The sequence below is a fragment of the Spirosoma pollinicola genome (assembly GCF_002831565.1).
Classification (GTDB): Bacteria; Bacteroidota; Bacteroidia; order Cytophagales; family Spirosomataceae; genus Spirosoma; species Spirosoma pollinicola.
Genome location: NZ_CP025096.1, coordinates 94516 through 107304 on the forward strand (window position 1 = coordinate 94516; position 12789 = coordinate 107304).

General features: G+C 49.6%; 9 protein-coding genes. 2 read left to right on the forward strand and 7 right to left on the reverse strand.

Translation table 11 applies throughout. The annotated features are described in order from the left end of the window. The first annotated feature begins 45 nt into the window (after positions 1 to 45). Both CWM47_RS00420 and CWM47_RS00425 read left to right on the forward strand, forming a co-directional pair. Positions 46 to 1428 (forward strand): L-serine ammonia-lyase, encoded by a 1383-nt coding sequence (locus CWM47_RS00420; RefSeq protein ID WP_100985841.1) that lies wholly within the window; start codon positions 46 to 48, stop codon positions 1426 to 1428. Positions 1429 to 1588: 160 nt separating this feature from the next. Next, on the forward strand, positions 1589 to 2656 hold the full coding sequence (locus tag CWM47_RS00425; protein ID WP_100985842.1) for an AI-2E family transporter: 1068 nt from the start codon (positions 1589 to 1591) through the stop codon (positions 2654 to 2656). Between the two features lie 76 nt (positions 2657 to 2732). Here the strand turns inward: CWM47_RS00425 and CWM47_RS00430 are convergent, their stop codons facing one another. From CWM47_RS00430 to CWM47_RS00460, 7 genes are all read right to left on the reverse strand, one after another. Beyond that, positions 2733 to 5282 carry a PspC domain-containing protein gene (locus CWM47_RS00430; RefSeq protein WP_100985843.1) on the reverse strand — a complete coding sequence of 850 codons (2550 nt, stop codon included), beginning with the start codon at positions 5280 to 5282 and terminating at the stop codon, positions 2733 to 2735. Positions 5283 to 5317: 35 nt separating this feature from the next. After that, positions 5318 to 5725, reverse strand: coding sequence for a PadR family transcriptional regulator (locus CWM47_RS00435; protein ID WP_100985844.1), 408 nt, complete (start codon positions 5723 to 5725; stop codon positions 5318 to 5320). A 431-nt stretch (positions 5726 to 6156) separates the two neighbouring features. Next, positions 6157 to 6537, reverse strand: coding sequence for a photoactive yellow protein (locus CWM47_RS00440; protein ID WP_100985845.1), 381 nt, complete (start codon positions 6535 to 6537; stop codon positions 6157 to 6159). A gap of 10 nt (positions 6538 to 6547) precedes the next feature. After that, positions 6548 to 9109 carry a PAS domain-containing sensor histidine kinase gene (locus CWM47_RS00445; protein ID WP_170069392.1) on the reverse strand — a complete coding sequence of 854 codons (2562 nt, stop codon included), beginning with the start codon at positions 9107 to 9109 and terminating at the stop codon, positions 6548 to 6550. Next, a complete protein-coding gene (locus CWM47_RS00450; RefSeq protein WP_100985847.1) occupies positions 9058 to 9690 on the reverse strand; it encodes a PAS domain-containing protein in 633 nt (210 codons plus the stop codon). The genes CWM47_RS00445 and CWM47_RS00450 overlap by 52 nt, the downstream gene beginning before the upstream one ends. Positions 9691 to 9750: 60 nt before the next feature. Further along, entirely contained in the window at positions 9751 to 10179 is a 429-nt protein-coding gene (locus CWM47_RS00455; RefSeq protein WP_100985848.1) for a response regulator, read from the reverse strand. A 5-nt stretch (positions 10180 to 10184) separates the two neighbouring features. Further along, complete coding sequence (locus tag CWM47_RS00460; RefSeq protein WP_100985849.1) at positions 10185 to 12419, reverse strand: ATP-binding protein; 2235 nt, start codon at positions 12417 to 12419, stop codon at positions 10185 to 10187. Positions 12420 to 12789: the final 370 nt, after the last annotated feature.

Sequence of the window (12789 nt, forward strand, 5' to 3'; positions counted from 1 at the left end):
GGCCAGAGCCTTGCGCCATCGGGTAAATCACTACAACTCATCAACATGATATCTTCTCCTATCACAACATCCGTTTTCGATCTGTTTAAAGTTGGACCGGGGCCGTCGAGTTCGCATACGATCGGACCGATGAAAGCGGCTTTCGACTTTCGGCAACGGCTGGCTCACTTACCAACCGAGATTCAGCAACGGGCCGATGCCATTCATGTTCACCTCTACGGGTCCCTGAGTGCAACGGGTAAGGGCCACGGTACCGACCGTGCTGTAGTGGCCGGGCTATTAGGTTGGCAACCCGAAACCACCGACCCCGTCGCCATGCTGAAACTCTTACGCGACCCGGCGGCTTTATACCCCGTTCCGGTTGATGAGAAAACGATTGAGGTTGGCCCTCAGCAGATTCACTTCGAGCGTGTGCGCTACGATTCGCCGTACCATAATACGATGGTCATCAAATTAACATCGGGTGAGGCTGTATTGTCGGAAGAAGAATATTATTCCATTGGGGGCGGCTTCATTATCCGTAAAAACGAGCCCGAAATCAGCGCCGATGCCTATTCTGTACCCTATCCGTACAGTACAATGGCCGAGTTGAAAGCGCAGCTCACGGCAAATACTATTTCGCTGGATGAGCTATTAATGGCCAATGAAATGTCACTAACGGGCAGAGATCGCGCTGAAGTCAACCAGCGAATTGACCAGATTCTGGATTTCATGCACAAGGCAGTTCGGCGCGGGCTAAAACAGAAAGGAATTTTGCCGGGCTCGATAAAATTGAGTCGAAAAGCTCCAATTCTGTTTCAGCAAGCGAAGGGCATGAGCCAGTCGTCGGACAGTTTCCTCATTTTCCTGAACGCCTACTGCCTGGCCGCTTCCGAAGAAAACGCGGCTGGCGGTATCGTTGTTACGGCACCTACTTCGGGGGCTTCGGGCGTTATTCCCGGCCTGACCTTTCTGGCGAAACACCGTTTTCACTATGACAAAGCAACCATGCGGGCGGGCATGCTGGCAGCAGCAATGATTGGGTTTCTGGTTAAACACAACGCCAGTATTTCCGGGGCCGAAATGGGCTGCATGGGCGAAATCGGAACAGCCTCGGCTATGGGCGCGGCTTTTTTGACACGCTGCACCCAAGCCAAAGCCGACATTGGCCCCATTGAAGCTGCCGCCGAAATTGGCATTGAACATCACCTTGGCATGACCTGCGACCCAATTGGGGGCTACGTTCAAATTCCCTGCATCGAACGGAATGCTATGGGAGCGGTGAAAGCCTATAATGCGTTTCTGCTGGCCACATCGGGGGCGGCTTCGTTCCAGAAGATTTCGCTCGATGCCGTTGTTAAAGTCATGAAGGCAACCGGCCGCGATATGTCAACAAAATACAAGGAAACATCGGAAGCCGGGCTGGCTCTCAGTGCAACGGAATGTTAAATAGGGGAAGAAAAGGAGGAGAGGGAGGAAGGGGAAGAGCGGAAAAAGCGACTAGTTGCGGCTCCCTTTCTTCCACTTCCTCCCTCCTTTCTTTAAACAATTCGTAGTGTTTAATGCGTTTTTAACAAATACGCTCATTAACGCGGCATTGATTTTAGGTATGACCAATATTTACACACCCCAGCAACAACGGGTTTTACTAATAACGAGCCTGATTATTATTGCGGGCTTCATTATTTTTGGGTTAAGCGGCTACATATCGGCTTTTCTGGGAGCTGGAATTTTATATGTTGTTTTCCGTCCCTGGTTCACGGCGCTGGCCATCAAACGAAACTGGAATAAATCGCTGGTAACAACCCTCCTGATTATCTTCTCGGTGGTGGTAATCATTATGCCGTTCCTGACGCTGAGTTTACTGCTCATCGACCGTATTCAGTACTATTCTCAGCATACAGAAGATATTCTGAATCTGGCGAAGAAAGCGGAAGAATTGACCGGTTATCAGATAACCAGTCAGGCGAATATTCAAAATCTGCTCCGGCAAGGCGGATCTTACGCCAGTCGTCTTCTTCCCTCTCTGGCGGGCGGTGCGCTGGACTTTATTGTCATCCTCGGCCTGATGTTCTTCACTATGTATTTCATGTTTGTGCAGCAGGAAGGCTTTCAAAAAGGGCTGCAAAAATACCTGCCGTTTAAACGGGACACCCAAAAAGAGCTGGGGGAATCGCTGAAGAACAATGTCAACGCCAATGTAATCGGGCAGGCATTGGTCAGTCTTGTACAGGGGGTATTGACGGGGGCAACGCTTTGGATATTTGGTGTTCCCGATGCGATTTTCTGGGGAACGGTGGCTTTCTTTATGGCCTTTATTCCTGTTCTTGGTACACCTTTAGTTTGGGGACCTGCCGGGCTAATTCAGCTATCACAGGGTAACACCAGCCAGGGCATTGGGATTTTGGTGGTGGGTGTTGTTGTCATCATTAACATCGACAACCTGCTTCGGATTATGCTGGCCAAACGTATGGGCGATATTCACCCACTCGTCACGCTGGCGGGCATTGTGCTTGGTGTACCTATTTTCGGGATACTGGGGCTAGTGGTTGGGCCATTGCTCCTCTCCTACTTTATCGTACTGATCCAGGTTTTTGAACGACAGAACAAGTCGCAGGAAAAAGAAGTAGCTCTGGCAGAACAGAAGGTAGACGTTGACGCTCAACAGAAAAAATGAATAATGCAAAATGAATAATGTAAAATGACGGTACAGCCCTGACTATTCATTTTACATTATTCATTTTGCATTCCTCTTACTGCCGCGTTACTTTACTGGCACCGGAGGTTTCTGAATCCAGTTTATCGACGTGACCAAAGTTAACGTGGCTGGCTCCACTCGCATCGACGGCCGCTTTGTTCACGCTAAGGCTGGTGGCTTCAATCTTACTGGCTCCGCTCAAATCGGCTTCCAGTACATCGACATGACCGCGCAATACGGCATTTGACGCACCAGACAGTTCAATATTCAGCTTTTCTACTGATCCATCAAACACCGTCCGGCAAGCGCCACTCATGTCGATATCAAGGTTTTTGTAGTTACCAAAACCAACCAGACTGGCTTTCGAAGCCCCCGACAGTTTCAACTGGTCAATGCTCGGAACGGTAATTGTTAAGCCAACACGTTTCCGGTTTGTCCAGTCGAACAGACCACCCCGACGGTCGATTTTCACTTCGAGTGTACTGCCGTTTACCCGAACATCCATGTCGCTCATGTCTTCTTCTCGTCCATCGGCAACGACTTTGTACACATCCCCCTTGCGGAAACGAACGACAAAAGCACCTGCCACATCGACCTTCGAGAACGCGCTGACATTAAACTGGCGGGTATGATCGCTGATGTTATCGAAGTCGTCGCCCAATTCGCTGGATACCGCACTCTGTACATCGTCGGTCAGGTCGGTTACGTCATTATCTTCGTCGCTATCGCTGCGATCTTTTTCGCGCGGATAGTTAATGCAAACCAGGCCGTCATCTTTCGTAAACTTCCAGAGACTGGATGCCATTCGATCCAGTTCTTTCTCGCCAAACTCATTGCGAATAAAGCGGGCAAAATCACGGGTCATGCGGAACGGTTTTTCGTAAGGCACCATCAAATCCATATCCAGATCCTGCGCCCGGAAATGTGCTTTAGGCGTCAGTTCCAATGTTTCATCGAAGCGCACCGTCGAATCTTTGACCGCATATGTGTACTTAATCTGGCGAGCGTTAGCCTGGGCTTCAGCCCTGCTGCGACCCTGAGCCCGGAAGTATTGTATCAGACTAATGCCCGGTCCGTCGTAGCCTTTTACATCAATGGATGGGCGCCAGTTATCGTCATTCTCCACCTCGTTCATAGCGAACGTTGGCGTGACCCCTGAAATGTTCAGCACCTTCGTTTCTTCGACTGTTCCCCGACGCTGGAAGCTGGAAATGAGGGGGGTTGCACTGCCCGCAAAAACAACCAGGCTCACGAGCCACACACCAGCGAAGGTAAGCGCGGTACGGCTGTTGACGACACTACGGGTAGTGATCAACATAATACCCAGAATGGCCAGGCCCAGCGCCGGTATGATGCCTGTCAGGAAAGCCGCCAGCACCATTGGCAGTGTAATATCTGCCTGAAGAAATTGAAGTGGGAAGTCCGAACCAGACCCAAAGTCACCAAAATGTGTACCCGTTTCCAAACCAATTGCTGCGCCCAATACGGCCAGGCAAACGATCATAAAGGCAAAGCCGAGCAAAAGCATGATCACACCGGCAAATACCCTAATCAATGATACAACTCCGTTCAGTAAAGGCCCCAGTGCGCTACCCAAACCGCCAATGATCGTGGCAATAGCCCGAAATGGAAACAGAAGAATGCGAGTCAATGTGCTTTCCCGATCCGGTGTTTCATTAATGTTCAGATTCTGCTTGATACTATGCTCGATATTTGACAACGTAATGGGCTGTCCCTGCATTTCCATCTTTTCGGTGAGCGTGTTGGCCGCCGGGGCAATCATCCACAGCACAATGTATAGCAGGAAACCTACGCCAAAGAACACAATACCCAGTACGAACAACAGTCGAACAATACCCGTATCGATACCAAAATAGGCGGCAATACCCGAGGAAACGCCCCCGAGCACCTTATCTTCGGGATTACGGAAAAACTTTTTTACGGTTTTATCGTCTTCAATTGTCATAACACCCGGCAAGGCAATCCACATAGCAACGTAGACGATAAAGGTAAAGCCACTCAGGCCACCAAAGAACCCGCCGGGCCCATTCGATGCGCCACTCAAAGCGGGTAAGCCAATGAATAGTCCCACAAAAATTAAGCGGACCCAGACCACATCCATGTTGAAGTAGTGAGCCAATCCGGCACAAACACCACCGAGGGTTTTCCGGCGTATATCACGCACCAATCGGCGCGGGCCGGTATAGGTCCCTGACGGCTGAGATGCGAATGGAGCCGCCGTTGGGTTGGCTGTTTGATTGCTTTTGTTCTGCGTTCCCTTTCCCGGACCCTGTGCCGAATGACGGCCCCCGTTAGTCACCAGCACTTCTTCTTCCTCTACGGCTTCGAAGTCGGCAACGGTGCCCATAGCGGCAACGAGTTCATTGACATCCTCAAGGGAAACAACTTGTTTATCAGCCGATTTTAGTTTGGCAAGAAGCTTCTCGGCAATCCGGTTTTCGATGTCCGTTACAATCTCCTGACTGTCTTCGTAGGTCGAAAAGTACTGTTGTACCGTTGTCAGGTAATTTTTAAGCTTATCGTAGCCATCCTCTTCTATATGGAAGATGACACCACTTATATTTATACTGATGGTCTTTTTCATTGCGGTCCGACGATTCGGTTTATGAATAGAAAAGGTTAAGCGTTGGCTGGAGGAATGGTTGGATCTGGCGAGGGTGAAACTGTTACTGCCCCGTTCGTAATTTTCTTGTGTAGTTCGATCTTGCCGACAATCGAGTTAACGGATTCGGCAAGCTCCTGCCAGGTATCGTTGAGTGCTTCTAATGAATTACGACCCAGATCGGTCAGGATGTAGTATTTACGTGGCGGCCCGGATGTGGACTCGACCCATTTATAATCGAGCAGACCGGCATTTTTCAAACGGGTTAGCAGCGGGTACAATGTGCCCTCCACAACCATGATCCTGGCGGAAGTCAGCTCGTCAAGCATATCGGAGGCATATATTTCACCCCGCGATATGATGTGCAAAATGCAGAACTCCAGAATTCCCTTCCGCATTTGCACCTGAGCATTTTCTATATTCATTGGTATCTAGGATTTCGTTAATTTCTTATATCAAAGGTACAATAAGGTACTATGCGATGCAAGGTACCTTTTGTTTTTCATTCCTATTCAGGTATTAGTGGCAAAAAAACAGGGGTGAATGGTTGGGTGTCAGTTTATGTGATCAGCACCAACGGCAAACTCGATCCGGTAGGGCTATTGATCCATGAGCAGGCCCATCAAATCCTCTGACCGGGCAAGTGTCTGGCCCAGGGTGGGGTAGAAAACCGATCAGGACATGGAGCAGATTGTCGCCTGGAAGCCCCAAATGAGCGGACATGGGCATCATTAGTTGAACGGCCTTCGGGTTGAGTTGCCGAATCATCCCCTGGGATCGGTTTCCGACATGGCCAACGGAAAGCGGTGCATAAAAAGCAGCCGTTGTTGGAGGTGCTTTTGTGGGTCCAAAATCATCAGGAATATGACTTACGATCGACCAAGAAATATTGGTAGGGGCTATGACTGGCTTTAAGCAGCCGCAATCGCACTTTGGTCGGCTCACAAACGTAGGTCAGGATATAATCCAGCTCTTCGTCCAGATCAGGCAACGCATATTTAGCGGCCACCATCCGATTGTTAGCGCAGGGAGCAATCTCGGTAAAGTAGTATTTGCCGATCGCATAATCGGTGTCAATGCCGGTTAGGTGCGATTCCGATTTGCAATAGGCGAGCACTACCCCTTCCCGACTCATGCGAACAATGCCAAATGGAGCCTCGTTGAGTTGGTTGGGGGTCTGCTGATCCAGCCAGTCGAGCAGCAACGGATCAGAAAAAGCAGGAATTGATTGGTTCATTGAGGCAACTCTAGGCGTATAGCAATTTAGGTAAGTAAACCCGGAAGGTAGCGCCTTCGCCCGGCTGGCTGGTGGCCGTGATGGCACCGTTATGGTTTTCAACAACCTTCTGGCAGATCGCCAGCCCGATGCCCGTTCCGACATACACATCCTTGCCGTGCAAGCGCTGGAAGACCTGGAAAATTCGATCCAGAAATTTCTCATCGAAGCCAATGCCGTTATCAATCACATTGATTTCATAAAACAGCGGGATGTTCCCCGTTTCCATGGAGGTGGCGCCCAGTGTTGGTCGGGCGACAGCAGGCAGGTCTTCTGCTGACAGCAATCGGGCGGTGATCTGAATTCTGGGCGAGACGCCCGGCAAGCGATACTTGAGGGCGTTGGATAGCAGGTTCGAAAACAGTTGTTGCAACTGGGTCTTATCGCCGTGAAGAATGGGCAGCTCATCCCAATGTAGGGTAGCGGCAGATTCCTGAATCGTTACGCTTAAATCATCGACGATGTGCCCTAGCAGATCGCTTAGGTTTACCGATTCTGGCTTTGCCAGTTGGGTATTGATCCGGGAATAAGCCAGCAGGTGTTTAATGAGTTTTGACATTCGCTGCGCTGCACTTTGCATACGCTCGATGATATCCAGCCCGGCCTCATCCAGCCCGGCCGCATATGTAGCTGCCAGGATACTGCCAAACGATTGAATCTTACGCAGGGGCTCCTGTAAATCATGACTGGCCACGTACGCAAATTTCTGAAGATTATCGTTACTCCGGCGCAGGTCGTAATTAGCCGTTTCAAGCGCCTGCTGCTGGTGTTTCAGATTCGTGACGTCCAGAAACGTAAACAGAATCTGATTGCCATGCTGAATGAGTGATGACTGAAACCAACCCTGAATACCGTCACTAAAAAAGGGCATCAGCCACTCTTTGGGTTGGCCGCTTTCGGCAACAATAACCATCGAGTCGAACAGTTCCTGCCCCTGCTTACCGGGGAAAAGCGTTCGTACACGTTGGTTAATCAATTCATGGTCCGATCGGTTGGTTGTTCGCCGTTGGGTTTCGTTAACCAGTTTATAAATAAAATCAATTATCCGGCCGGGCTGTCCATCGATTGCGGTTTCACGAACGGGCTCAAACAGAACCATACCCGACGGTTGGGTATCCATAATCAGTTTCATCAATTCGTTATGTTGCCGCTGGGCCAGTTGCGTTTTGTGGGCCTCCGTTACATCCATGTAAGTCATCAACACCCGATCGGTAGACCCGGAGTTGCCAATCAGGGAGAACTCGGTATCAAACCATCCCGCCGACGAGTCGGTATAATCGGTCAAGATCATGCGCTGGGATTGCCCGGTTCTCAGGGTTTCGCGCAAGGCAAAGTCAAGCATCCCCCCCCGAAAACGGGGAAACAGGGTCAGTAAATCCTGACCAAGCAGTGCCTCTGCCGAATACCCCGTGATGTAGGTATTCATGGGATTGCTCATGCGGTAGCGGAAATCAAGGATGGTGCGTTCGGGCGAATTATCCCGAATGGCTTCCCAAAGCACCAGGCCCGCCGGTGTGCTGTTGTTGATCGTTTCCAGCAGGAGCGCCTGCTGCTGTACTTGCTCCTGGGCCAGTTTCTGGACTGTTTTATCCTGAATGGTCAGCACGAAACCATTGCCCCGCTTCACTGCCGACAGGTCGTACCAGCCGGGTCCACAACCAAAATCAAGAGTTCGTTCGGTTTTGAAGGGCTTGCCCGTTTCCACCAAAGCGATATAATTGTCCAGTAAACCGTTTTCTTGCGTTTGCGGAATCAGGTCGAGAAGGGTACGCCCCAGTAACTCCCTGTCGGATAAACCGGTAAGTTCGCCATGCACCTTATTTTGCAACACATACCGAAAATCAAGGAGCCGACCCGCCGAATCACGCACCGCGTCGAAAGCGACGATGGCATGCTGCGAACCGTTCAGCACGGAGTTCAATAGTTCGGCCTGTTGATGATGAGCCAACTGAGCCAGTTTAGTTTGGGTAATATCCGTAATTGCCAGCAGTAGCTGATCAGCCTTCGGGCTAATGGAAATCGTGAACCAGCGCACCTTTTGTTCGATGGTAAACGGCAGTTCGAACGTTATCGAATGCTTGTCTTCAATCGCCAAAATAGCCCGCGAGAGCAAACCTGATGCTTCGGCATTGGGCAACACAGACGTAAGCAACTGCCCTTCTACGCTGGAACCGGGTTGTCGAAAAATTTCTTCCAGCAGGCGATTGATCCGAACGAACTGAAAATTAACCAGGCGACTGTGGTTGTTTTCCTCCTGCCTTACTGCATTCATCACGGCAATTCCCATGGGCACCTGATTAATCACCTCGTCAAGAATGTGTACCTGCTGTTGAGCAAGTGCCATCGTTTTTTTGACTGCCGTAATATCATTATAGGTGATCATAATCCCGGTGGGTACCCGAACAATTTTCACTTCCCGCCATGTATCGAATTCTGGATAATAATGTTCTGTTGACAGCGGCTGCTTCGTGTCAAAAACTTTCACATATTCCTCAAATAGTCCGTTGATCCTCGTAGCGGGATAGATCTCCACAAGGTTTTTCCCAGCAGGTCCTCTCGTTTGTAGCCGCTCATGCGCAGACCAGCCTCATTGATCATCACAAACCGGAAGTCAGTAACCATACCCGCTTCGTCGCAGATAGCTTCGAAAACAGTAATTCCATTGATGGATGCATTAAAGGTTTCCTCCAGAACATGAGCCCGACGGGCTGCGTCTGCATCGGCCTTACTCTGAGAAATGTCGTTGTATGAAACAACTACGCTGTTTTCGCCAAGCGGTACAGCCGAAACATCGCACCAGGCCGGTATGGCCAGCCCAGGTCGGTGGTACGAAAATTCAAATTGGGCCGGTAATCCTGTTTCTACCACCTGGCGATAGCGATCATCCAGACCGGTACCGACCAGATGGGGGTACAAAACGGGAAAGGTACTTCCCAATAACTCAACGGCCGGCCGACCCAGGTTGCGCTCGGCCACAGGGTTTACCATTGTCAGCCGTAAAGCAGACTTGTTATTACTGCTGTCCTGCACCAGTTGATAGACCATAACGGCGTTCTGCGAAGCACTCAATACACTTTGCAGCAGGATGGATGGAGATAGAGTAGATAGCGACATGCACTGGGTAGGTTACTAGTCAACGAGGTTAGGAAGACGGTACTAATTCGTGTTTGTTGCTTAAGGCTTAAACTGCTGACTGTGGATCAGCCAGAAGTTAATGGCTTGACTTATCATATCACTTACCTGGTGGTAACTTTCCGGTTTTATCAGGTAAGCATTTGCCCCCAGATCATAGGCCCGGCGCATATCTTTGGGATTATCCGATGAGCTGTACACAACCAGGGGCATGTAGCGAGTCCGGCTGTTGGCCCGTACCTGCTGAATAACGTCAAAACCGCTATGACCAGGAAGTTTCAGGTCGATAAGCACCAGGTGAGGCATGGCCGGGCTTTTGCCTTTATAGTCCCCCTGTTCAAGCAAATAATCGATGGCTTCGCTCCCACTGGTCAAGATCAGAAAACTGGGTGGCTGCTCCATACGACTGATGAGACGCCGGAAGATATCGGACTCATCGGCGTTATCTTCAATGTAAAGTACCTCAAGCATTCGTTTTATAAAATTTGGGATGGGAACGACACATAAAAAGTAGTTGATTGATTTAGCACGCTCTCGAACCAGACTTTTCCTTTATGGCGACTCAGGATTCGTTTGACAATGGCTAACCCCACCCCGTAGCCTTCATAGCTGGCAGCTGAATCAAGCCGTTGAAAAAGTTCAAATACCTTCCCGGCCTGTTTCATGTCAATGCCAATACCATTGTCGGTTACCGAGTAAATGAGTTCGTTTTCGGTTTGGACTCCCTGGACCGATATGTAGGAAGAGGGTACGGAACGCGTGTACTTTACGGCATTATTCAACAGATTACTGAATACCTGAGTAACCATCGTTTGATCGCCTGTCAGATCAGGCATTGGCCCAATATGAATGGTCAGATCGCGGCCTGTTTCGCTGCTTAACAATTCCTCCCGCAGTTGTCCCAGCAGTTCACGCATGGGCAGTGTTTTGGCCAGGAACCCCGAACTGCCGATCTGGGAGTAATGCATAATATTGCGAATCAGGATGCTCATCCGTTCACTGGCCTTCTCGATCTTCGTAAAGATGGCCTTTGCGGGTTCATCCATCCGGGCGCCATAATCTTCCCGGTAAATCTCGGCGTACCGCCGAATGGAGGACAAAGGCGACCGTAGCTCATGCGAAACCGTATAGCTGAACGCTTCGAGTTGTTCATTCGACAGGCGAAGCTTTTCATTGAGCACCCGAAGCTGATTTGCCTTCTGGTCAACTACCTGCAGGATGTCTTCACGCAGTTTGAGCGCCATGGCCACCTCCATTTGCTGCCAGGGATGGGCTTTATTATGAACGAGTTGCGTCCATTTTTCGAAACTTTTCCGGGGACTGAGTTGGGTATTGCCTTCACTGGTTATTTCTACCGGTTTATCCGGGTTACCTCCCCAGGACACCTCCTGGATGAGTTCAGGTTTGAACCAGAGCAAGTATTCGTTCATCTGTCGCGAGAGTACCACCAGCAATACCCCTGACGCTTTCTGCCGATACAGTTCAGCCGGGGGGTATAAATTAGGAAGTTGGTCCGTTTGAAAGATACGTTCGGTAGTGCTGTTTTTTATCCAGTCGATCAAGGCAAAAATCTCGTCGGAGGAGGGCGTATCACCTAATTGGTGAAGTTGCTCGTCAAACAGCAGCGCGGCCCCGGTTGCGGAGTTAAGCTCAAGAGCGGTTTGTGGGTGTTTAGTCAGTCCCTGGACAATATCCCAATCGCTCTGCATTTGTTGATTGAGTACCTGCCCGGCCTGCTGGAGCTTTTCCGAAAACTGGGCCTCTTCATCGTCTTTTCTAATCTCCAGCACGGTGGATAACAGCTGGCTAACTACCTTAAGGGATTGGCGGGCCGGGAAGTCGATGAACCGGGGGCCCCGGTAATGATGGCAGGCAATGAGCCCCCATAGTTCATTTCGGTAGAGCAGCGAAATGCTCAGACTTGACTGAACACCCATATTTTTTAAGTAAGCCACATGCATAGGCGAAACCGCCCGCAGGTTGGCTTGTGTCAGGTCGAGCGGTCGATTATAATGGGCATAGTTGACGGGGTATATAGGTACCCGTTCCTGACTAACATCGCCAATACCCCGAATTAGGTTGATCTTATATAGTTCCCGGGCTTGCCGGGGGATATCGGAGGCCGGATAATGGAGTCCTAAAAAAGGGTCTAACCAGGGTTCCCTGGCTTCAGCAACCACTTCCCCGTGCCAGTCCTCTCCAAACCGATAAATCATTACCCGGTCAAATCCGGTGATTTTTTTCACTTTCTGCACAACCTTCTCCAGCAGTTGGGTCAGGGTCGAACTCCGTTGAATATCGCTCATCGTTTGACTGAGCAACGATGTGAGGGGTAGTTGATCAGGCAATTGACTGGCGGGCTCAAACTCCATAATCAGCGCTCCGTCCTGCTGATGCAGTAAAATAAACCAATCCTGGTTCTGTCGTCGAAAAGGGAACGGATTGACGGTTTCACACCGACCACTTTGTATCGCTACGGTTAGCATCTGGTGAAGCGCCACACCCGTTAAATCACCGGCTGAAATCTGCGTTACCGACTTACCAATGATGACCTCCACCGGCTGGCCGGTTAACTGGATAATGTTTTCACTGGCCTGCCAAATGGTCAGGTTAACCGGATCCAGAACCACTAGAAAGCCGGATGCCTGAATAAAGCCGGGCCACTGAATCGGCTCTTGGTCGCAGTTGGTTAAATCGAGGGATGGACGCATTTTAAAACCGAAATCAGTTAAGCAAAAGTACTCAAATCAATATACGAAGTAACAACTTAAAACCATTTCGCTAAGTCAACTATAATAAAACTACTTAGTTATTTAATTAGTTGGTTTTCAGTATCAAATGTAGACAATTGATTAATATCATATATCGATTAATCTATATTTAATTTAAATATATAGACTATTATATTTAAGTAGTTTAATGGCATTTAGGCTAAGCCAAGTCTGGCCATTTATCCCCCAAACTATTCTTAATATCAATCGTATTTAATGAATTTGCTTCAATAGGACGGCTGCGCAATAGGCTGAAGATGGTCCAAAAACAGCCTACCAGGCAACATATCTATACATATAACCTCTTGGA